The sequence below is a fragment of the Paenibacillus vini genome (assembly GCF_018403325.1).
In the GTDB taxonomy this organism is placed as follows: Bacteria; Bacillota; Bacilli; order Paenibacillales; family Paenibacillaceae; genus Fontibacillus; species Fontibacillus vini.
On sequence record NZ_BOSL01000001.1, the window covers coordinates 345,132 to 367,988 of the forward strand.

Annotated in this window: 18 protein-coding genes; 11 read left to right on the top strand and 7 right to left on the bottom strand. The window is 50.2% G+C overall.

What is annotated here, in order from left to right:
- Nucleotides 1–2: 2 nt before the first annotated feature.
- Nucleotides 3–3,803: a glycosyl hydrolase family 18 protein gene (locus tag KJS57_RS01645; protein ID WP_244861343.1), complete on the bottom strand. Its 3,801-nt coding sequence runs from the start codon at nucleotides 3,801–3,803 to the stop codon at nucleotides 3–5.
- A gap of 699 nt (nucleotides 3,804–4,502) precedes the next feature.
- On the opposite strand from KJS57_RS01645, the gene KJS57_RS01650 reads away from it, so the two are divergent.
- Nucleotides 4,503–5,519: an SDR family oxidoreductase gene (locus tag KJS57_RS01650; protein ID WP_213653521.1), complete on the top strand. Its 1,017-nt coding sequence runs from the start codon at nucleotides 4,503–4,505 to the stop codon at nucleotides 5,517–5,519.
- Nucleotides 5,520–5,582: 63 nt separating this feature from the next.
- Here KJS57_RS01650 and KJS57_RS01655 read toward each other — a convergent pair whose 3' ends face one another.
- Entirely contained in the window at nucleotides 5,583–6,500 is a 918-nt protein-coding gene (locus tag KJS57_RS01655) for an aldo/keto reductase (protein ID WP_213653522.1), read from the bottom strand.
- Nucleotides 6,501–6,696: 196 nt separating this feature from the next.
- On the opposite strand from KJS57_RS01655, the gene KJS57_RS01660 reads away from it, so the two are divergent.
- Entirely contained in the window at nucleotides 6,697–7,992 is a 1,296-nt protein-coding gene (locus KJS57_RS01660) for a GntP family permease (protein ID WP_213653523.1), read from the top strand.
- A gap of 39 nt (nucleotides 7,993–8,031) precedes the next feature.
- Nucleotides 8,032–9,174, top strand: a complete 1,143-nt coding sequence (locus tag KJS57_RS01665; RefSeq protein ID WP_213653524.1) for a glycerate kinase family protein — start codon at nucleotides 8,032–8,034, stop codon at nucleotides 9,172–9,174.
- 70 nt (nucleotides 9,175–9,244) lie between these two features.
- Here the strand turns inward: KJS57_RS01665 and KJS57_RS01670 are convergent, their stop codons facing one another.
- Entirely contained in the window at nucleotides 9,245–10,273 is a 1,029-nt protein-coding gene (locus KJS57_RS01670) for a CdaR family transcriptional regulator (RefSeq protein WP_213653525.1), read from the bottom strand.
- A 324-nt stretch (nucleotides 10,274–10,597) separates the two neighbouring features.
- On the opposite strand from KJS57_RS01670, the gene KJS57_RS01675 reads away from it, so the two are divergent.
- The 5 genes from KJS57_RS01675 (at nucleotide 10,598) to KJS57_RS01695 (ending at nucleotide 16,182) form a co-directional block, all read left to right on the top strand.
- Complete coding sequence (locus KJS57_RS01675; protein WP_213653526.1) at nucleotides 10,598–11,602, top strand: hypothetical protein; 1,005 nt, start codon at nucleotides 10,598–10,600, stop codon at nucleotides 11,600–11,602.
- A 36-nt stretch (nucleotides 11,603–11,638) separates the two neighbouring features.
- Nucleotides 11,639–12,244 carry a 4Fe-4S single cluster domain-containing protein gene (locus KJS57_RS01680; RefSeq protein ID WP_213653527.1) on the top strand — a complete coding sequence of 202 codons (606 nt, stop codon included), beginning with the start codon at nucleotides 11,639–11,641 and terminating at the stop codon, nucleotides 12,242–12,244.
- Complete coding sequence (locus tag KJS57_RS01685) at nucleotides 12,231–13,862, top strand: Ycf46 family AAA ATPase (RefSeq protein WP_213653528.1); 1,632 nt, start codon at nucleotides 12,231–12,233, stop codon at nucleotides 13,860–13,862. Before KJS57_RS01680 ends, KJS57_RS01685 begins: the two co-directional genes overlap by 14 nt.
- Nucleotides 13,863–13,877: 15 nt before the next feature.
- Complete coding sequence (locus KJS57_RS01690) at nucleotides 13,878–14,507, top strand: DUF2997 domain-containing protein (protein ID WP_213653529.1); 630 nt, start codon at nucleotides 13,878–13,880, stop codon at nucleotides 14,505–14,507.
- A 613-nt stretch (nucleotides 14,508–15,120) separates the two neighbouring features.
- Nucleotides 15,121–16,182, top strand: coding sequence for an LLM class flavin-dependent oxidoreductase (locus KJS57_RS01695; RefSeq protein ID WP_213653530.1), 1,062 nt, complete (start codon nucleotides 15,121–15,123; stop codon nucleotides 16,180–16,182).
- A gap of 91 nt (nucleotides 16,183–16,273) precedes the next feature.
- Here the strand turns inward: KJS57_RS01695 and pgoN are convergent, their stop codons facing one another.
- Entirely contained in the window at nucleotides 16,274–17,116 is an 843-nt protein-coding gene (gene pgoN / locus KJS57_RS01700; protein ID WP_213653531.1) for a glyoxal/methylglyoxal reductase, read from the bottom strand.
- A gap of 63 nt (nucleotides 17,117–17,179) precedes the next feature.
- Nucleotides 17,180–18,412 (bottom strand): MFS transporter, encoded by a 1,233-nt coding sequence (locus KJS57_RS01705; RefSeq protein WP_213653532.1) that lies wholly within the window; start codon nucleotides 18,410–18,412, stop codon nucleotides 17,180–17,182.
- Between the two features lie 137 nt (nucleotides 18,413–18,549).
- Here KJS57_RS01705 and KJS57_RS01710 point away from each other — a divergent pair, with 137 nt between their 5' ends.
- Nucleotides 18,550–18,924 carry a winged helix-turn-helix transcriptional regulator gene (locus tag KJS57_RS01710; RefSeq protein WP_213653533.1) on the top strand — a complete coding sequence of 125 codons (375 nt, stop codon included), beginning with the start codon at nucleotides 18,550–18,552 and terminating at the stop codon, nucleotides 18,922–18,924.
- 109 nt (nucleotides 18,925–19,033) lie between these two features.
- Here KJS57_RS01710 and KJS57_RS01715 read toward each other — a convergent pair whose 3' ends face one another.
- Both KJS57_RS01715 and KJS57_RS01720 read right to left on the bottom strand, forming a co-directional pair.
- A complete protein-coding gene (locus KJS57_RS01715) occupies nucleotides 19,034–20,179 on the bottom strand; it encodes an acyltransferase domain-containing protein (protein ID WP_213653534.1) in 1,146 nt (381 codons plus the stop codon).
- A gap of 176 nt (nucleotides 20,180–20,355) precedes the next feature.
- Nucleotides 20,356–20,793: a MarR family winged helix-turn-helix transcriptional regulator gene (locus tag KJS57_RS01720; RefSeq protein WP_213653535.1), complete on the bottom strand. Its 438-nt coding sequence runs from the start codon at nucleotides 20,791–20,793 to the stop codon at nucleotides 20,356–20,358.
- A gap of 131 nt (nucleotides 20,794–20,924) precedes the next feature.
- Here KJS57_RS01720 and KJS57_RS01725 point away from each other — a divergent pair, with 131 nt between their 5' ends.
- Together KJS57_RS01725 and KJS57_RS01730 are read left to right on the top strand one after the other, a co-directional pair.
- A complete protein-coding gene (locus tag KJS57_RS01725; protein WP_213653536.1) occupies nucleotides 20,925–21,512 on the top strand; it encodes an NAD(P)H-dependent oxidoreductase in 588 nt (195 codons plus the stop codon).
- Between the two features lie 121 nt (nucleotides 21,513–21,633).
- A complete protein-coding gene (locus KJS57_RS01730) occupies nucleotides 21,634–22,608 on the top strand; it encodes an Abi family protein (RefSeq protein ID WP_211023170.1) in 975 nt (324 codons plus the stop codon).
- Nucleotides 22,609–22,857: the final 249 nt, after the last annotated feature.

Genomic DNA, 22,857 nt, shown 5'->3' on the forward strand with positions numbered 1-22,857 from the left:
CATTAATTGGATAGTTCCAGTGCGCGGAGCATTCTCATCACGGTAACGATGATTTGCTCGCGAGTCACATTTCCTTGCGGTGCCAGCTCGTTGCCCGACATGCCGCGAAGGATCTTTTGATCCACCATCCAAGCTACGGCATCCTTAGCGAAGGAAGCTACGGCAGACTGGTCTTTGAATGAATTCAGCACGGAACTGGCTGCCTCATTCTTCTGTCCGGCATATTCCATGGCATGGGCCAGCATCACGGCCAGTTCCTGGCGGGTGACGAATCCATTAGGATCGAATGTACCGTCCGTTCTGCCATTGATAAGACCCAGAGCGGAAGCGGCGTTAATGTCAGAGGCGAATTTCGACCCTGGATCCACATCCGAGAATGCGGAAGGATGTTCCGGATCCGGAAGGATGCCTAAGCCTCTCACGATCATGGAAATGATCTCGGCACGAGTCGTGTTCAGTCTGCCTCCGTTATCTCCGCTGATGATTCCTTTGGCTGCAGCCAGAGCCGCATCTTCTTTAGCCCAAGCAGACCAGGCGTCAGATAAGGCCGGAGCCGGGGATTCGATCAGGGCGTAGATTCCGCTGCCTGTTTTCTTGATTTCCACGGTGATCGTCCCGTCGGAATTCACCCGAGTCAGCACAGGGACAGGGCGGATTTCATTTGTACCCGGGATATAGACGACGGCGGCCAGGTTCTTCACATTAACCTTACCGGCTTCAAATGTAATGAATTCGCTAACCGGAGAAGCTCCGAATGACCCGAGGACCTCCGCCGGCTGATCCGGTTTCGAAATTTCGACTTTAAATACGGTCGGTTCAGCCAATAATTTTTTGCTTCCCAGCAATTTTGAGAAAGCTGCCTGATCCGCTTCAGAAGGAGCAAGGATCGAAATTTTGGCTTTGCCCCCGGTGAGTAATGCCGCCGGGATCCGATATTCTTTCCCGCCGACAAGGATGGATAAAGTTGCTTGCGCACCCTTTTTGGCAATGGCGTCCAAGATTTCCTGCGGAACTTCTACCTCTGCTTGCTTCGCTTGGTCTCCGGCAGAGATTTGGAAGTTCAACGTAGTTGAATTGTTGATCGCCTGGATTGCAGCTGGGCCGGCAGGCAAGGTGACAACGGCTTTATTTCCGCTCAGCGTCACTTTCGCCTCTAACTGGCCATCCTTCTTAGGTGGCTGCGGGGTTGGAGCAGGCGTACTTGAACCGCCAGAGCCTCCGGAACCGCCCGATCCACCCGATCCGCCACCGTTTCCGCCCGGACTCGGAGCGGCCGAAGTTTGAACGCTCAGTTTACTTGAAGCCGGGGACACCTGGACGATTTCGTCTTCCGCTTTGTCGATCGCCAGCAGATGGATTTTGTACGTCGTACTAGGAGCGAGTGAAGCAATTGTGTACTTGGTATCGGTTGTAACTCCTGCCATGGCGTCATTTACATAGACTTCGTATTCATCCGCCTCTGCAACCGCATCCCATCCGATTTGAATGGAGTTCGCGGTTTTGGAACCGGAAGTAAGATTACCCGGAGCGGCTAATGCCAACGGGTTTACGCTGCCGTCGGTCGGCAGGTCCTGCGCCAGCTGGGTAGTCAGCGTCCGATTGCGGTCGCCGCTAATATCCCAGCTCATTACGCCTGCGATGTCCAGTGATTTCACCAAGGAAGCGATATACATCATCGTAGTTTTGTCATTGTAGGTGATAAAGTCCTGATTCTCTTCGTTATACAGATAAGCTACTTTGGCTGCTTCGTTCCAGTAACGGACATAGCCATCCCTATTCAGAAGGTTATCCTCAATATCCGTATAATCAAATATGCCGGTCTCCCAAGTTCCCGGGATCGCGCGGGCGCAGGTTTGATACTCGCCATTCGGCGGGCATCCGCCCCAGGCTTTACCGTAGAACGGTACGCCTACAACCAGTTTTTGCTGAGGGACTCCGCCGTTCAAATGACCCAGCAAGCCGCCGAGCACATTGTTTCTTGGTGCTGTTGTGGAAGCTCTAGGGTGGTCTTTATCAAAGAATAAAGGCGAATTGTGATGGCCCAGGGTTTCCCAGCTTCCGCTGTAATCGTAAGTCATGATGTTGATGAAATCGATATATCTCACGGAGTTTCCGAGATCCGCATTTTTGACAAAGTTGTCCCCTTGGCCCGATGCGATCGTCAGCAAGTAGTACTTGCCGTCCTCGGATCCTGCCGCATCCAGCGCTTCGCGGACAGTCTTCATCAGCAGCGGGAAGTTCTCCGTATCTTCCGGTCCTCTTGCGTTATCGTCTTCTCCGCCCTCAACCGGGTATTCCCAGTCGATATCGAGGCCATCCAACTGATGCTCCCGCAGGAATTCCACTGCGGAGTCGGCAAAGGTGCGCCGGGTTTCTTCCGTCTTCGCTATATTGGAGAAATTGTTGGACCAGGACCAGCCGCCCACGGAGATGAGCAGTTTGAGATGCGGGTTCTGTTCCCGGATGGATACCAGGGATGCGAAATTTGTAAAGTCAAATTCCGGGTCGCCAATAATCATTTCACCGTCATAAACGTAACGGTCTTGGGAAGGGATTTCAGGATCTTGGCACTCTCTTGCGGCACTTCCGGATTTCTTCCAGCAAATATCCGCGAACGCATAATTGATGTGCGTGATTTGGGATACGTCGATATCCGACGGATGGAAATTCCGTGCGGTCGTGCTGGCGGACCAGGAAGTGTAATAGGTAATGTTATTATAATTACTGCCTGGGACTACGGTGATTTCTCCGCTTTCCGGAGACGACCATAAGCTGTTGTTGGCTACGATGGTATAACGGTAGGATGTGCCCTCCGTAAGTCCTGTGGCCACATAGCGGTTTTCATTACTGGTTCCGATTTTAACGCCGTCTTGGTAAATGTCATAGCTCGTGGCGCCAGGAACCGGTGCCCACCCCAAAGCGGCGGTTGATCGGGTTGACGTCACAATTTGGAGGCCCTCAGGCTGTGCAAGCTCTCCCCATTTAATCGTAACGGAATTGCTGTTTTTGGAGACATCCTCCACTCCCGGATTTTGTGCTCCAACTTCGAAAGTATAGGTTTCGCCCGTTTCCAGTGGACCATAGGTTTTGGTAGTATCGGCATTGCTCCAAGTGCCGCCTTTCCAGGCTCCGTTTACATAAATATCGTATCCGGTCGCACGAGGGCTGGATCCCCAGTTCAGGGTCACCGTATCTTCCGTAACCTCCGTTATTTTGAGATAGCTTGGAGGTGCCAGCGGAGCATCTTTGTACTCGGTCAAATCGGCGGTAGTTTTAAATTCGAGAATATTGCTCTTAAGTTCTTTGGAAGGTCTGTGATCATCCCAGGTAATATAAATTCTGTAGGTGGTTTCCGGCTGCAGACCGGTGACTACACGAGTGGTCAAATTTCCCCATGTAATCCAGGCGTCTGTATCTGCATTCCAGATGTCGATATTATTTTTATCACCGGGGAGATAATCCCATTCTATCGTTGCTTTGTTATGTGTGGCTTCGACAAGCCGGAGATTGGCAGGCCCTGTAGTTTTCACGGGTGCTTCCGGTCCATCGAGAGTCGTAAACTCTATAACATTGCTTTTATGTCTTAATTCAGCTTCCGGAGCAGGTCTTTCCAGCCACGTAATATAAAGTTGGTAGGTAGTGTTGGGGGTCAATTTATCCAGGGTCCGGCTGCCGCTGTTTCCCCAAGTATAATAGGCGTCGTTATTGGCGTACCAAACATCGATATCAAGCTTGTGATTCGGATTTTCGGGATCGTAATCCCATTCTATTGTGGCTTCAGTCGATGTAATCGAAGATGGCACTACCCTTAAGTTTTGTGGAGCTAAAGGGTCTTGGTTTTCATAAGTTGAAGCGGTTACAGTTGCAGGGAGATCTATGGAGGTTGAAGGAGGAGGCGTGGCATCCTCTGCCGCATTGGCGGATGAAGAGAACAGCGGTGTAATTATCATTGCAAATATAAGAAAATAAAGTATCCATTTCGGACATTTCCTGGGGATCCATGGATTCAACGTTTTCACCTCTGTATAATTATAAATTTCGATAGCTCTTCAAAATGCCGTTGAATAGGGGTCATCGGGTTATGAAATGATGTGTTGACCGTAACGACTCTGCTTACGTCAATCGCAATCTTTCAAAAACGGTATGGATGACTTGCAGCAACCAGCTTACTCGAAATCAAAGTTATCAGGGATGCGTTTCTTTAGTGGCGTAGAGTATCAATCCCCCCACATTTATTCTTTAAAGCTTCGAATCGAAGTATCATCATCCTCCTTTTCTACGGACTGGTGAATATTCACATAAAGTTCACCAATTTAATCATGGAAGTAATATAGTTAATTGAGAAGGGGAAAATTTAACTAAAATAGGGATAATATTTTACAATTCTTACAATTTGGAATGAAAAGAAGCTGCATTTGTCTTATACGAACTCCCGTATTATCATTAGCATGACGACCTATAGCAGGATTACTTAGAGTTCAAACGACTAGGAGGCGGATAAAATGAAAGCGCTATTTATCGGGGGAACGGGAATTATCAGTTCAGCCATAACAAGACAGCTGGCGGAGAGTGGCTGCGAGCTTTATCTCCTGAACCGGGGGAACCGGAACCAAGGCTTGCCGGCCGGGGTTCAAACGATTCAAGCGGATATTAATGACGAGGCGAAAGTAGCCAAGCTTCTTGAGAACCATACGTTCGATGTGGTTGCCGACTTCATCGCTTTTGAACCGGCGCAGCTGGAACGGGATTACCGGTTGTTTAACGGAAAAACGAAGCAGTTCATGTTCATCAGCTCGGCGTCGGCTTATCAGACTCCTTTGTCCGATTATAGAATTACAGAGGGAACTCCTCTCTCAAATCCATACTGGGGATATTCCCGGAATAAAATCGCCTGTGAAGAATATTTGATGAAGCAGTATCGGGAGCACGGTTTTCCGGTTACGATCATCAGACCGAGCCATACGTATGACGAGCGGTCCATTCCACTGGGCGTTCACGGGAGCAAGGGATCCTGGCAGGTGGCCAAACGAATGCTGGAGAATAAACCGGTCATTATTCATGGTGATGGAACCTCCTTGTGGACCCTGACGCACAACAGCGACTTTGCCAAGGGCTTCATCGGATTAATGGGCAATATTCACGCCATCGGCGAATCGATTCATATCACGTCGGATGAGAGTGTAACCTGGAACCAGATCTATGAAGTGATTGCGGACGCCCTCGGCGTGAAGCTAAACGCGGTTCATGTTTCATCCGAATTCCTGGCGGCTTGCAGCAAGGACGATCTGGAGGGAGGATTGCTGGGGGATAAATCCAACACCGTTGTATTCGACAATTCCAAGCTGAAGCGTCTGGTGCCGGATTTTTTCGCAACTACACGGGTGGATCAAGGGATCAAGCAAACAATTCAGTACATTCTCGCCCATCCGGAGCATCAAGTAGAGGATTCGGAGTTCGACGCCTGGTGCGATAAAGTGATCTCCGCACTGGAGACGGCGAAGAAATCTATACTGGAATAGGATAGTAATAAAGAAGGGGCCTGAATAATCAGGCCCCTTCTTCTGTACATTATATATAGCAATTTACGGCAGTACATTTCCCGCGGCACGATAAATGCGGTACCACTCTTCCCGGGTGAGTGAAATCTCTCCGGCGCGAATGCAGTCCTTGAGCCGATCGATATTCATTGTGCCGATGATCGGCTGCATATGCGCAGGGTGTCTCAAGAGCCAGGCGATGGCAATGGTCGTGTTGCTGACGCCGTAGGCGGCTGCAATCTCGTCGATAACCTGGTTCAGCTCAGGGAATTTCTCGCTGCCGAGGAAGACGCCTTCGAAGAAGCCGTATTGGAAAGGTGACCATGGCTGAATCGTGATGTCGTGCAGCCGGCAGAAATCGAGGATGCTTCCGTCGCGGTTCACGGCGGCTTCATTCTCCATGTTGACGTTGATGCCTGCGGAAATCATGTTGGCGTTGGTGATGCTCAATTGCAGTTGGTTCGCAACGAGCGGCTGCTTCACGTATTTTTGCAGTAATTGAATTTGCATCGGGTTTTGGTTGGATACGCCGAAGTGGCGGACTTTCCCCGAAGCCTCAAGCTGATCGAACGCTTCTGCGACTTCCTCCGGTTCGACGAGGGCATCCGGGCGGTGCAGCAAGAGGACGTCCAGGTATTCCGTGTTCAGGCGCTTCAAAATAGCGTCGACCGAATTCAAGATATGTTCTTTGGAGAAATCAAACATGCCCTGGCGAATGCCGCATTTGGATTGAAGCATAATCTTTTCGCGGATCGAGCTGTTCATATGAATTGCTTCGGCAAAGATCTCTTCGCAAGAGCCTCCGCCATAGATATCCGCATGATCGAAGAAGTTGGCGCCTTCCTCGAGTGCAGTTTGAACGAAGCGCTCAGCCTCCGTTGTATCCAATGAGTTCAGCCGCATGCAGCCGACTGCGACTACAGGCACTTCCAGATTGCTGGTTCCGAGTTTCTGGGTCTTCATCGTATGTAAACCTCCCAATAGTGAGAATCAAGTGCGTTCCGCCCTTATTGTCCCACATTTATGTATCCGATTTCAACGGCACCCCACTAGGCTTTGTGCAAGTGCACAATACATTTCGTCCCTCTATCAATATTTTTTTAACGGGACGGATTATATAATGAAAGCGTATTCAACATTAGCTTGGGGGGTAAGACAGATGGAAGGATTAACGATTAGTTGGATTGGCGCGTTGGCGGGTCTGGCGATTGCTATCATTCTGATATTAAGAAAATTAAATCCTGTATACGCTTTATTTCTTGGAGCAATTGTAGGCGCTTTAATTGGCGGCGCCAATTTGGAACAAACCGTTAGCGTACTGGTCAGCGGGACGCAAAGCGTGATGGGGACGGTTCTGCGGGTTCTGGCAGCGGGTGTGCTGGCCGGGGTGATGATGGAATCGGGGGCGGCTGAGACGATTGCCCAGGCCATCGTTAAAAAATTTGGCGGCAGCAAAGCGATTCTCGCGCTGGCCTTGGCAACCATGATCATTACTGCGGTGGGCGTGTTCATTCCCGTTGCCGTGTTGATTGTAGCGCCGATTGCGCTCTCGGTAGGGAACAAGATGGGAATCTCCAAGGTTGCTCTGCTTCTGGCATTGTCCGGCGGCGGTAAGGCGGGGAATATTATATCTCCCAATCCGAATACGATTGCGGCGGCACGGGGATTCAACCTGGATTTGAGCAATGTTATGCTGGCCGGTGTTATTCCCGCAATTTGCGGACTTATCGTCACGGTGATTGTTGCTTCTCTCCTGAAAAATAAAGGAGTGATGGTGACTGACGAAGAAGCAGTAGACCATGAGACCGACACGTCGAAATATCCGTCGCTTGGGAAAGCGATTGTGGCTCCGCTCGTAGCGGTTATTCTGCTCATGATCAACCCGATCGGTTCGATCTCCGGCATCGACGCTCTCGCTAGTTTCAAGGTAGATGCCATGTACATCCTGCCGATCGCGGGTATCGTAGGCATGCTGGCCATGGGTCAAAGCAAGAAAATCCTGGAGTATACCGCTTCCGGTTTGAATAAAATGACGGCAACCGTATTGATCCTGATCGGTGCAGGCGGGATTGCCGGGTTGATTTCCGCTTCCGACCTGTCCACGCAGGTGGTGGGTCTGATCGAAGCATCCGGGATTTCCGGCACATTCCTGGCACCGATTGCCGGTATCTTGATGGCAGCGGCCACAGCTTCAACCTCGACAGGCGTTATTTTGGCAACAGGCTCATTTGGTCAGGCCATTCTAGACATGGGAACGGCTCCGCTGGCAGCGGCCGTCATGGTTCACACAGGTGCTACCGTGATTGACTCCTTGCCGCAAGGCAACTACTTCCACGTGACGGCGGGCGCCATGAAAATGACCATTAAGCAGCGGATGGGCCTCATTCCTTACGAGGCTATAGTCGGCGGAACGATGGCGATTGTTGCGACGTTAATCTACGGATTTTTCTTCTAAATATATTAATAGATCATAGATTCTATATGGGGTGAGAACATGGGAGAGAAGACATTTGTGCTGGCACCGGATTCTTTTAAAGAGAGCATGACGGCCAAAGAAGTGTGCGTAGCTATGGAAAAGGGTCTGCGCCGGGTATACCCGTCTGCAAACTATATTCATGTGCCGATGGCGGACGGTGGAGAGGGGACGGTACAATCGCTGGTGGATGCGTCCGGCGGACAGCTCTTCGAACAGGAGGTCATGGGCCCGCTGGGCCAGCCGGTCACGGCAAAGTATGGCATTCTTGGTGACGGGACGACCGCAGCGATCGAAATGGCTTCGGCCAGCGGGATTCATTACGTGACGAAGGAGACCAAAAATCCGCTCATTACAACGACCTACGGCACGGGGGAATTAATTCGGGCATGTATGGACAAGGGTATCAAGAAGATCATTATCGGTATCGGCGGAAGTGCTACGAATGATGGAGGCACAGGGATGGCCGAGGCGCTTGGCGCTAAATTCCTCGATGCGGAGGGGAATACGCTTCCCCGCGGCGGAGGCAGCCTGGATAAACTGGCCCGGATCGACGTATCGTCCCTTGATCCACGGCTGCAGCAGGTTGATCTGGTTGTAGCCTGCGATGTGACGAACCCGCTTTGCGGTGAAACCGGAGCTTCCCATGTGTTCGGTCCGCAAAAAGGAGCTACGCCGGAAATGGTGTTGCATCTGGATGCGGCGCTCGGGCATTACGCCGACATCGTGAAGCAGCAACTGGGCAAAGACGTAAAGGACGTCTCGGGTGCAGGGGCGGCCGGCGGTTTGGGCGCAGGGCTGCTGATCTTTACGCAGGCCGTGCTTCAGAAGGGCATCGAGATTGTCATCGAATACACCGGCTTGAAGCAAAAAGTGGCTGAGGCGGATCTGGTGTTCACCGGGGAAGGCGGCATCGACTTCCAGACGAAGTTCGGCAAAACCCCTTATGGAGTAGCCAAGGCGGCAAAAGAGGAAGGCAAGAAGGTCATAGCTGTAGCCGGTTATATCGGCGAGGGAATTGATACGCTTTATGCGGAAGGGATCGATGCGGTATTCGGCATAGTCCCCGGAGCGGCTGAGCTCGATAAGCTGTTGGCCGAAGGGCCGGAAAATGTAGAGCGCACCTGCGAGAATATTGCCAGAGTGCTTAAGTTTAACCAATAGAGATTGGGATGCGGACCCGGGGGAGCTTTTTCCCGGGTCTGATTTGTTTTTGGGCCCTCTTTGGGCCCCTTTATTTGTACAGCGAAAGTAAGCCGTGGGTGAGTTCGAAAAGCTGCAGCAGATTTCTTGGGTCTTTGCCGGTCAGCACTTGAATTCGTTTAAGGCGGTATTGCAGCGTATTGCGGTGGATATTCAATTCGTCGGCCGTAGTGGAGATGCTGCAGTTATTATGAATAAAGCTTCTTAGCGTTTCCATCAGGTCTAAGGCATCCTCCAATTTGCCGACAACGTTCTGATTCGGGGCCAGATTGGCTTGACTCAGTCTGACCAGGAAGGCCGCCTCTTCGTAACGGATCACCTGTGAGGGCGGCTTTAAGGCGAGCATTACATTCATGGCGGATTTGGCCTGGCGGAAACTTTCCGAAATGCTCGCCTCCACGTTGCCGATGGAAATCAGCAGGCCTGGTTGGCTTTTGGTCAATTGCTTGATGAGTTTGTCCACCTCGGCCGGATTTTGGATTAGAAGCAGATCATAATCCTGTTCCATGCGAAAAGAGGGATACGGCAGCAATAACCTTGAGGCTTCGTTGTTCAAATCAAGGTGCTTCAGGTAAAGCACAGCGGTTTTTAGTAGCAAGTCGATTTTATAAGCGGCGGCTTCCTTTTTTAACTTTTGGGAATAGGCGCCGTGATGGCTCAGCAGCAGTTCCAGAAAGGCCTTTTTACGATTCGCCTCGTGAGCCAAATTCTCAAGGGCGGTCTTTTGCTCGATCAGAAGCGCCACCGTGGTTCTTACAATATTGCAAAACGGGCGGACTTCGTCCGGGTTGCCGGAGATCCCGATCACACCCACCCGCTCCTCGTCTATGACGATGGGCTCGTTGGTGCCCTTCTTTTCAAAGCGCCCGTCTTTCCACACCTCGACCATTTTCCCCGTGGACAAAGCCTTTACCGCTCCGGGATGAACTGTGCCGATTCTCTCTTTTTTACCGCTGCCGACGATGACGCCTTGATCATTCATAATATTGATACTATATGGGATGTCTTTCATCATTTTATCCACGATTTCCTGAGCCTGTTTCTCGGAAAGTTGAAACAACGGGAGGCCCTCCTTCTGTTTGAATTAGTCATGCTGGTTCGGAATGGATAACCTGCCATTTATATTGTTCATCTGAACTAAATTATAACCGACTTAGGAGAAGTATATCAGATGGTGACTTGGGAGCGATTGGATTGTCCGAGTATTTGAAGGCGGTGCGGGCGAGAGCCGCATGCTTTATGGAGATGAGGGAAGGGGGCGTCATTGTGAACGGATGGCGGGAAGTGAAGATTATTAAGAGACAGTTTGTACTCTCGAGGCAGGAAAATGTTGGGCGAAAGGAGAAAATGGTAGTAATCTGTTTGAAACCGAAGGAGTATTGCTATGGATGATAAAGAGGTAATTGGTAAGATAAAATTCAAGCGGGGATTCATTGGTTTTCTTGGCATTCCTATGTGGTTTTTGGGAGCGATCTTTGCTCTCTCCGAGGGAGAGTGGCTCACGTTCATTTTGTTATTGTTGGCAATAGTTGCAAGTGTGTTCGCCCTTATGAAGTTCAATCGGCAAATTCAAGGGATCCTTGACTCTTACAAGCCCGGAAAGGGCTTCTGGTATTACCGGATGTCGGCCCAAAACAAGAGAACTTATTTAACCGTGGCGCAATGGCTTCTTTTTCTAATGGTATTTATTTTTTGGATGATGGACTATTTAAACGGTTATGCAGGGAGTATAGCCATTGGCGGCATTTTTGCGTCTCAGGTAATGAAGCGGAGAATCAGGCTGCATACCCCGATTGACGACGCAAGCCTGTTCGAGCTTGAAGAGCTGGGGATTATTGAAGAGGGCGAAATCATTACGGCTCTTTACAAAGACTTTGATGAATGGTCCAAAGTATCCGAAAATGCCAAGGTGCTTGCTCTGACGCCGGATCGCTTGATCGTCATCATTATGGCCTCGTCCGAGGCCGGGGAAAGGTATGAAATCCGGTTAAGGGAAGTGGTTGGCCTCAGTATTAATGGTGAGGGGAAGTACGGCCAAGGAGTTATCGTCATGTTGAAGCTGGTTGACGGTACGGTAATCCGCTTTTTTCTGGAAGGAGAGAGCCATCAGGATTCCCCGGAACAGTTCATTCAGGCTTTACTGACGGACTTGGACCGGGTGTATATGGAACCGATCAGATTGGCGGGTCTGGCGCAAACAACCCGGACTCGCCCGGAAGAGCCAAGATTTCCGGCGGGTGAGCCGCGGCCTGTGATCCGCCACCTGGATCTGCATGAAGCTGTTTCTGTGCAGGGAAGCCCTAGTGCAACGGACCAAGAGAAATCTTCAGGTCCAGCAAGCATGAATCCGGTACAGGAAAGCACAAGCAAGCGCGTCATTGATTTCTAAATTCTACGTAAAAAAAGGTTAGGAAGTGTGCTGGTTGTGAGTCTTCAATTATTTGTTCATGATATCAACCGCTGCAGCTTTGTCAACGGACCCGGCGCTCGTGCCGTGGTTTGGGTACAAGGGTGCAGCCTGGGCTGTCCGGGCTGCTTCAATCCCGGTACGCACAGAGCGGAGCACCCGTCAGCCAGTATCGCAGACCCCGCAGCCATGGGCGAAGAACTCGGAAGGCTGCCCGTGGACGGACTGACTTTGTCAGGCGGAGAACCGTTGGAACAACCGGAGGCGGTCTCCGAGCTCATCAGAGCTTTTCGAAGATGGAACTCGGGGACCGTTTTAATATTCAGCGGCTTTTCTCCAAAGCGGATTTTTGCTTCGGCCGCCGCTCGTTCAACCCTATTACTGGCGGACGCGGTACTCGCAGGGCCTTATAAAGAAGAGGCCGGTTCTTCCGAAATCTGGAGTTCCAAACAGCTTATCCTTGTTACAGACCGCATAGAGCCGAATACACTGACTCCGGAACGGCGATTGGAAGTGTCGCTGCATACCGACAGCTCTGTGAGGCTGTCCGGTTACCCTGATCCCGCGCAACGTCGGGACTTACAACATTATCTGAAACAGGAGCCTGAATATGACCAAAGATGAATTTATCCAAGAACTTGAGGTCCTTATACGCGCCCGATATGGAGTTATTCTAATTAATACGTTGGAGGAAGAACGGGCTCTGGATCTCCTTACCGATTTGGCACGCAAACTGAACAAGCGGTTATTGACCTGGTCTTGCACGAGAGGATTGGTTATGGACGGGAACACGGCGGTGCACCCCGATACCGTAGATCTTATGACCGCGATCGCTAAAGCCGAACAGCTTGCGGAAGAGCCGTCTCTGTTCGTATGGCTGGATCTTCAGTCCCACTTGAACAGTTCCCCCGTCTATATTCGTCGATTTAAGGAACTGGCTCAGGAAATTCGCGAACGAATGCCGTCCAATTCTATTATTGTCGGTCCATTGATGGAAATACCGACTGAGCTACAGAAGGAAGTCACGATCATTGACATGCCTTATCCGGACCTGAACGAGCTTAAAATGATCATCTCCCAGTTTGCCCAGCAATACAGGGACCGCAACGACCTTCAGATCGACTGCTCGGAATCGGCGCTAGACGCCCTGGGACGAGCATCCATCGGCCTATCGAAGACTGAGATTGAGAACTGCTTGGCCAAGTCGCTCGTTCAACATAAAAGAATCACCGGCGAGGACATCGACTTCATTCTGGAGGAAAAGAAGCAGAATATACGTAAATCCGGCATCTTGGAATATGTGGACACGGAAAAGCTGGAGACGGCCGACATCGGCGGTCTGGACAATTTGAAAAAGTGGCTGGAGATCCGGAAGAAGGCGTATACGCCGGAGGCGGAGCAGTTCGGAATAGGCTGGCCCAAAGGCGTGCTGCTTGTCGGGGTCCCGGGATGCGGTAAGAGTCTAAGCGCCAAATGCGTGGCTGCCTCCTGGAAGATGCCGCTTCTCCGGCTCGATCTGGGCCGCGTCTTCGGGATGTATGTCGGATCTTCGGAAGCCAACATTCGGCTGGCTCTATCCATGAGTGAAGCCGTATCGCCATCTATTCTCTGGATCGACGAGATTGAGAAGGCTTTATCAGGCCTGGCTAGCAGCAATCAGAGCGATGGGGGCACAACCTCCCGCGTCTTCGGCACGATTTTGACCTGGATGCAGGAGAAAAAGAGTCCGGTCTTTGTGTTTGCCACGGCCAATAATATCGGCAGTCTTCCGCCCGAGTTGTTGCGCAAAGGACGATTCGATGAGATTTTCTTTGTCGATCTGCCGAACGAGCAGGAACGCGCCGAAATTTTCCGGATTCACATCAAACGTATTGGCCGGAACCCCGAGAATTTCGATATCGCCAAAATGGTGAAGTTGTCGGGAGAAGCAAGTTTAGGCGATGGAGTACGCTTAACCGGTTCGGAGATCGAGGCTTGCGTGAACCAGGCCTTATTGGAAGCCTTTTTTGTTAGAAACAGCGAGGGGCATCCGGAAGGTGACGTAACCTCTGCAGATATAGAGCGGGCCATCGTCCAATCCGTACCATTAAGCCGTGTCCGCAAGGAGGATATCGGATATATGCGGACTTGGGCGACTGACAACGCTGTTAGAGCCAGTTTGGCTCCTGAATCAGCGCTCTCATCGGCTCCGGAAAGCCCGGCCATGGCCGAGGTGACGGTTGGAAGGAATATTGACTTCTAAGGAGGGGACTGGATAATGAGCCATTGTACGACTTTCCCTATGGTATTTAAGGACAAGAGGTTGTTGTTCCGGGCAATGCGGGATACCGGGTTGGAGCCCGAGAATCAGGTATGGAACGCCTTCAGTTCAGAATTGCAGAAGAAGTTGGGGATTGGCGGGGAATCACTCGGCAAGCTGCTTACGGGTACAAGAGGTCATCTTCATCTGATTATTATGGAATCCGAGGAAGGCCTGCAGGCGGTGATTGAGTCCGGCGAGCTGTCCGGGGAGGCGTTGGACCTTGCGGGAGAACAGCTTTTGTATGAAGTACAAACCGCTTATCTGCGGTGTGCGGTCCATCTGGCCTGCAAACAATATAAAGAGGCGGGCCTGCATGCAGAAGTCCGTGAAAATAAGACCACGGAAGGAGTCTCCTTCGTGTTGGCCTTCGGAACAGGTGACAAGTCGATTACTGTGACGCAGAATGCCGATGGTTTCATCGAGGAACGGGTCCATGGCGTGGTTGGCCGATCCTGCACGGACGCGACCGCAGGGCTTGAGCGCTTGCTGGCGGGAGCGAGTGCCTCTTCTCTTCAGCGAACCTGGACGCCTGCCTACCAGGCAACGGTGGAGGACCGGGAACTCCAGGTTTTAAAACTGACCTGAGGGTAGGTTACGACCCTTGCTATATGGACTAGTGAGCCTATGGGCGGAATCGCCGGTGTTTTCGGAGCCGGAGCGGTTCCGCTTATTTTTTTCTGGGGAGCGAATGGGCAGGATAAGGTCGAACCGGTCTGCTCCTTTTTGGGGAAAGGAATCTATACGCAGATCCCTCCGGGAGACTAGGCCTCGCCGGGTTTTTATCTATTCTAACGGACACAGCGGCCGTTATTTGGGCGATTTAAGCCGGTTTTGATTTCTAACGGACACCACAGCTCTTATTAGGGTAATTATTGCCACGCGGAGTCTCTTTTTCTCCGAATAAGGTCTGCTGTGTCCGTTAGATTTTCAAAACGGCGAATTTGGAGGAGATAACGGCGCTGGTGTCCGTTAGAAGTTGGCGATCTATGGTTGTCGAGCTTCCAAATGGACTAAATGTGACTCGTCAGCCAAAAGGCTGCCATAGTATCCATAAGTAAAGGCACAACAACTGCACCAGAATGAAGCGGGCGCGCGTAGTAGAACACAGTAAACTTGAAAAAACCGTCTCAAAAGTACAAAATAAAGACATTGGTTACGGAAAGTAAGCAGCCAAATGACAATTCGGGAGGAACAGCCCATGGAAATAGGAATAAGCACATTTGTTGAGACAACACCGGATGTTCAAACCGGTGAGGTGATTAGTCACGCGCAGCGGCTTCGCGAAGTCGTCGAGGAAATCGTTCTCGCCGACCGGGTAGGGTTGGACGTATTCGGCGTCGGGGAACACCACCGGAAGGATTATGCGGCTTCGTCGCCTACGCTCGTGCTGGCGGCCGCTGCCACCCAGACCAAGTGGATTCGCTTGACGAGCGCAGTGACCGTATTATCTTCCGACGATCCGGTGCGCGTGTTCCAGGATTTTGCGACCCTGGATGGGCTGTCGAACGGCCGGGCGGAAATTATGGCGGGGCGAGGGTCCTTCATTGAATCCTTCCCGCTGTTCGGCTACGATCTGAACGATTATGAGGAATTGTTTGAAGAGAAGCTGGATCTGCTGCTGAGACTACGCGAATCGGAAAAGGTTACCTGGAGCGGTAACCACCGTCCGGCCATCCGGGACCTCGGCGTCTACCCGCGTCCGGTGCAGGATCCATTGCCGGTGTGGATTGGCAGCGGAGGGAACACGGAATCCGTGATCCGCGCCGGATTGCTCGGACTTCCTTTGGTGCTCGCGATTATTGGCGGCCGGCCGACGCAGTTTGCTCCGCTGGTGCAGCTTTACAAGAAAGCTGCCGCCCAGGCCGGGCATGATGTATCCAAGCTGCCGATAGCCTCGCATTCGCACGGCTTTGTCGGCGAGGATACGGCGTCCGCAGCGGATAAGTTCTTCCCGTCGACCCAGGCTGCGATGAATGTGATCGGCCGGGAGCGGGGCTGGGGCCATTACAGCCGCGCTTCCTTTGATGCCGCACGAAGTCTGGAGGGGGCGCTGTACGTCGGCGACCCGGAGACGGTTGCGCAGAAGATTATCCACTTGCGCAAGAACGTCGGTATCACCCGCTTTATGCTCCATTGCCCGCTCGGTACGATGCCCCATGAGGATGTCATGCGGTCCATCGAGCTGCTCGGCACCGAGGTGGCGCCGCGGGTCCGGGAGGAAATCGCCCGCTGGGAAGCAGCCGGAGAGCCGCAGGAATAAGCCGGGAGAATCGGCGAAATATATACAAAAGAAGAACCTGGCCTTCACTCCACTGGGAGGGGCCAGGTTCTTCTTTATGCGCTCATTCGGGTTAAAAATCGAAGTTGTCCGGATCCGGACCGACCCGGCGGTCTTCGTTCAAACCGTCGATTTGGTTCATATCGTCTTCCGTCAGCTCGAAGTCGAAGAGTGCTGCGTTCTCGATAATCCGCTGCTCTTTCGTAGACTTTGGAATCGTGACGACACCATGCTGCACATCCCACCGCAGGATGATTTGGGCTACGGATTTTCCGTGTTTTTCGGCGATGCCCTTCAATACCTCGTTATTCAAAAGCTCGCCCTGCATGAGCGGGGACCAAGCCTCCATTTGAATGCCATGCTCCTGGCAAAATGCGCGAACTTCTTTTTGCGTCAGGCGAGGGTGAAATTCCACTTGGTTGATCATAGGTTTGATTTCTGCGTCTTTCATTAGGTCCTCAAGATGATGAACCTGGAAGTTGCTTACGCCGATAGCTTTGACCCGACCGTCGCGGTACAAGGTTTCCAGCGCTCTCCAAGCTTCTTTATATTTGCCCTTTACCGGCCAATGAATGAGATACAGGTCGAGGTAGTCCAGACCGAGCTTGTTCAAACTTGTCTCATAGGCGGCCAAGGCAGACTCATAGCCCAGATCGGCATTCCATACTTTCGAGGTAACGAACAGATCTTCTCTAGCGACCGTAGACTCCTTGAACAATTCGGCAATAGCCTCTCCCACGCTGCCTTCATTTTGATAGACTGCCGCTGTATCGATACTGCGGTAGCCATGCTTCACTGCGGCTTTTACCGCTTGGATCAGTTCAGGGCCTTCTTCGACTTTAAAAACCCCTAGACCCAGTCCGGGCATTTTTACTCCGTTGTGCAAAGTAACCGTATCTTGTAAATGATTAATCATTCTTTATTCCAACTCCTATTCATTTAGTTAATTCAGTTCTCGAAACTACAATTCTTTTTATAGTTACCCATTTTGCGGGGCGGGATTCATGGAGCGGGTGGCCGCTGTGGTCCCGGCGACGTCCTTTTTCTCCAGGGTACGTGCCCAAGCCGTTAGGAACACGGCGCTAAGGACCATGACCGCTCCGACCCAGGTGGTATGAACAAGCCCGATACGGTCGGTCACGATTCCGCCCAGATAGGCGCCGATGGCAATACCCGCATTGAAAGCCGCGATATTGAGCGCGGAAGCCACGTCCTTCGCTTTTGGCGCAAAGCGCTCAGCCAGCAGGACGACGTAAACTTGCAGGCCGGGAACGTTCATGAAAGCAAACAATCCCATCAGGAAAATGGTGATCAGCCCGGCCGTCTTATACGGAATAGTAAAGGCCAGGATGAACAGCACGAGAGTCTGAATCGCGAACATATAGAACAAGGCTTTTACCGGCTTCCGGTTGGCGGCCTTGCCTCCGATAACATTGCCGATGGCAATGGCGATTCCGTATATAAGAAGGATGACGGCTGCCGTTTCTTCCTTGAATCCGGTTATCTCGTGAAGCAAAGGGGATAAATAGGTAAAGACGACAAAAGTGCCGCCGTACCCCAAGGCAGTAATGGAAAAAGCTAGCAGCAATCGTCCGTTGGTAACAAGGTTAAGCTGATCGCGAAGCCGGGTTGGCGTTCCTTTGCGAAGGTTCCCGGAGACGAGGGCCAAGTTGGCGATGAACGCCAGCACGCCGATCGCTACGATCGCGAGGAAGGCCATACGCCAGCCCCATTGTTGGCCGATCAGGGTTCCGAGCGGGACGCCGGTCACGGTCGCTACCGTTAGCCCGGAGAACATGATCGCGATCGCGCTGGCTCTCCGGTTTTCGGGGACGAGGTCGGCGGCAATCGTCGATCCGATGGACATAAACACGCCGTGCGCCAAGGCGGATACAATGCGTGCGACAAGCAGCACGCCGATGCTTCCCGCACCGGCAGCCAGGCTGTTACCGGCAATAAAAACGATCATGATCCCTAACAGCAGCGTTTTTCGGGAAACGCCGGAGGTCAGGGACGTTAAAATCGGGGCACCGAAGGTCACGCCCAGGGCGTACAATGTTACGGTCAAACCTGAGGTCGTAACGGATATATGAAAGTCTTCAGCGATCAGAGGGAGCAGTCCTACACTGATGAACTCGGTGGTGCCGATCGCAAAAGCACTGACGGCTAAAGCCAGAAGCGCAAGAGTACTGCGTCTTTTTTCTAGATTCAAGGTTCCACTCCTCCAAGTTGTATTCGCCGGCCGGCAAGTGTTATTATCATGTATTGAAACAACATTGAACAGTACGTACTTTAAAGTGATATAGGTACTAAAAAGTGCCTATTGGATAATCATAGGGAGGCAAAAACATGGCTGTAGCCAACAAGAACAAGAAGTACAACATCTCGGTAGAGGCTACTTTGGAAGTCATCGGGGGAAAATGGAAATGCGTCATCCTCTGCCATTTAACGCACGGTAAGAAAAGAACGAGCGACTTGAAGCGTCTCATGCCCGCCATTACCCAGAAAATGCTGACCCAGCAGCTCCGGGAGCTGGAGAAGGACGGCATCGTCAACCGGATCAGTTACAATGAGGTACCGCCAAGGGTCGAGTACGAGCTTAGCGAATACGGCATGAGTTTGCGAGGAATCCTCGATTCCCTGTGCGCTTGGGGCGAGCGGCATATCATCAAGGAATACGGAGACAAATCGGCGATGTTGGAAGAGAGTATTCTGAATCAATAAACTAATGAGCCGAGATTGCTGGAGAAGCTCAACGCCTGATGCCGAATAAAAAAACACCGAAGGGACCAATTAGCATTAGCTGGCTCCTCCGGTGTTTTTCTTTTTGTGCTTATTCCGTTTCGTAGGTTACGGTTCCAAAATCCCCGCATATATCAAGAAAAATTCCGTTCATATCAAATATCTCTTTACCTTCCTCCAGATAACGGAGAACTTGTTTCCTTAATGAGTTGTCGGGCTTGGCATCTTTTAACTCGGTCAAGTCATTAAATACAAAGTTCCATAAAAAGCGCACCGAACCCGCAGTCGGATAGAGGTAAAACTGCTTTTGGAATTTGACGATATTGCTGGTCGGCGGCAGCATCTCCCGAAGCTGGGGAGTAAATAACCAGGTGTGACATACCATACCTTTAGACTCAATCTCCGGAAAATGGGCGGCATGAAACTCTTTGGCTTGCTTGTAGTTGGCCTGTATGGACTCCATATCGAAAGGGGTATTTCTCGGAATGTGGATCTCAAACACGGTATCCCCTTTATCCAGCACCTTGGTCCATTCCTTCTTTTTGAGCTTAACCTGCTTATTCAAGCCTTTGCCGAGAGGGGTGATGGGATTCCCGATAAAATAATCTTCGGTCTCCCGATATTCCGTAACGAAACCATCGGTCGTTTTCTCTTTATTACAAACTCCCTGCATATCGCCGTTTGCTCTTAGCTCCATCCCTTCACCGCACAAGAACAAACATGATTTTTCATTCTCATTGTAAAAGCCTTTAACGACTCCGGAAAATTCCGTCGCCATAAATTGTATTCCGCCCAGCCGGAACATTCTGGCTTCAAGATGCCTCCAGATCCATCCGAAGTTTCTAATGGCGTAGTGTCCTAATAAATTATAAGCGTGTTGTACCCATACTCCGATGTCGCTCAGAGTTTCTACCAATAATTGTTCGCTCAGCCCTCGCTCGGCATACCTTTGTTCAGTAAGAGGCAGTCTTTGCAATGCGGCATGCAGATAGAACAGCGAGGCTTCTTTTCCGAAGATTTCTTCTACATAAGGATCCATAGGCGGTGAATCCCAAGTCGTCGTCCAGTGCCCGCTGTCGATATAATTCTTATAGAACTCCGTATAAATGTCATAAAGTTTCTGATCCCGGTTTATTTTGTTGGCGATGTCCGCCAAGATTTCAGTTGCCCCTTCAGGCATCAAAATTTTCCGGCAGTACTGTCGGGTTAATTCTTCCGATAATAACAAAAGTTTCATAGATGCACACCTCTCTTTATGATGGGAAAAGGATTTAACGGATACCAATATTTTAATACACTTTATAAGCATATCACTGCCGATAAGCCGACTATATCATTGTATTTGAACGACTATTTAAGTCAGAATAATTTCGCTGATAGCAAAAAGAACCTGGTCTTCCGGACAGGTTCTTTTTATTGTTTTTGAGAAAAGACATGACTTTGCAGGACATCCAGCGCCCGGCTGATTTCGCCCAATTGACCGTCCGATAATCCCGCAATCCGCTCCAGAAAACGGCTCTCGATCACTTGAAAGGCCTTGTCCATTAAAGCCTGCCCCTCAGGAGACAGACGGATATATTGCACGCGGCGGTCTTCCGCTGAAGTATATTTTTCGCAGAGCGCTTTGTCTTGAAGCTTCCGGATCTCCCGGCTCGCATTCGGCATGGAGAGATGCTGGCAATCGCTGATTTGGCTTAGGGTGACCGGCTGGCTGACTGCAATATATTCCAGAATGTCATACTGCACCGGCGTAATGTCCGCAGTCTTCACGTCTTTGGTCATTTCATGCTTCACTTCATGCACGGCTGTCGTAAAACCGACAAATTGCCGGAATAGCTGATGCTTATCCACGATATCACCTCCCTCCCAAGATAACAGGGTTGTTATCATAAAACAATTATCATTTGACAACTAAACGGCATTCCATTTATGATCAGAGATAGCAGATAATTATCAAATGATAACTAAAGGGAGTGGCACGCATGAACCTGCTGGTGATTTACACCTATCCGAATCATCGAAGCTTGAATTATGATTTTCTGCAAAAGGTACTGGAAGGCAGCCGCGAGAATCCTGCGATTTCAGCGGTCCAGGTGCTCGATTTGTATGAGGAAGAGTTTGATCCGGTGCTCGTGTTCCATGAGCAGAAGCGCAGACGGGATATGCATGCCGATCCGGCTTTGGAAAAATACCGCGCGCAGATTCAATGGGCGGACAAAATCGTATTCGTATATCCGATTTGGTGGGGCCGCCCCCCGGCTATGCTGCTCGGCTACATCGATAAAATGTTTGCCTCCGGCTTTGCCTACCGGGATAACGGCAAGCTGCTTCCGGAGGGCCTGCTGAAAGGAAAATCCGCCGTCTGCGTGTCCACGATGAAAGGGCCTGCGCTGTACCCGCTCTACTGGCTTAATAACGCCCATAAAGTGTTGATGCGCAAGGCCCTGCTTCAATATGTGGGCATCCGCCCGGTTAAATTTTTTGAATTCGGATCGATGGAAAGCCCCCGGGGCCGGCATGAGCAGAAACTGCAGCGGGTTTACCGGTATTTTAAGACGGTGGCCAAGTGAGAGGGAGATCCGAACGGCTCACTCCTGTAAATATTTTACGGTAATTAAGATTTTATTTTAATGGTTGTGATAGAATCTTATTAGTGTAAATTATTTCGTCTTTTACTGAGGTGTAAATAGGATGGTTCAAGGGAAAACAACGAATGGTCTCATGCGGCACTTGCGTGACAATCATGGAATTACCATACAGGGGAGTACGCATAAGCAGCAACTGCTCAATATAGGTTATTACCATGGCTACAAAGGCTATAGGTTCGTCGGAAATAATACGAATAAAATATCCTATACTCATTTCGACGAAGTGGTGGCAGTATATGAATATGACTCAAATTTAAAGTCGCTATTATACTCTAAAATTATGTTTATTGAAACGGCTTTGAAAAACTATACCCTTGAAAGATTGGTTCAAGTCGGCCCGATTGATTTCGAGTACATTTTTTCTAATCTCTTGAATGATTACAAAAAGCATGATGTTAAAAGCAAGGAGTATCACAAAAAAATGAAGAGCAGATTAGATCTGAGAGATAAGATATATGGCTCCATTAGCTATAACTTCTCAGATAAAAAAGCTGTTATTCAACATTTCTTTCATAAAAATGAACCTATCCCGCTCTGGGCGATTTTTGAAGTTATTACCTTGGGGATTTTCGGCTTCTTTATACAATGTTTAAACATTGATACTCGCATTCTGATTGCTCAGGACCTCGATATTCATAGTACTTCTCATAATCAAAATGGGAGAATCCTCGAGGATATTATCTTTTTGATCAAAGATTTGCGAAATGCAATAGCCCATAACGGGGTAGTCTTTGACTGTAGATTTAGTAAAGCGGATGCGCCGGCCAGATTGAAGGAGTACCTTCAGCACGAAACAAAGGTAGACAACATTACCTTTCATTCTATTGTAGATTATATTGTTATAGTAGTTTTTATATTAAAAAAGTTAGGGAGCTCCAAAACTGATTTAAGGAAGCTAATAAGAGCATTCGTTAATGAGTCAGAGATCTTAAGGAGTAAGATCCCTATCCCGGTATATACCTCCATAGTAGGTTCGGATTTTAGAAGGAAGATAGGCGCTCTGGGAAATTTTGTTTAGCTGTTTACGCATATGGGGAATTGTGGTAGTATATATTATAACTAATAGCGGTGTTAAGCTTCGGCTAACACTTAAGGGGATTGGATGCGTCCAATCCTCTTTTAATTTTATATAGGGAGAGACGCTCGAGGTAACATCCACTCTTAGCGTCTGTACAACCATCATCTCTCCCGGGATGCCCCCTGTGTACGAGCTCTAACCACCAGGTTTTCGTAAAAACCTTAGAATCAGTTCCTCCCACACGATTCT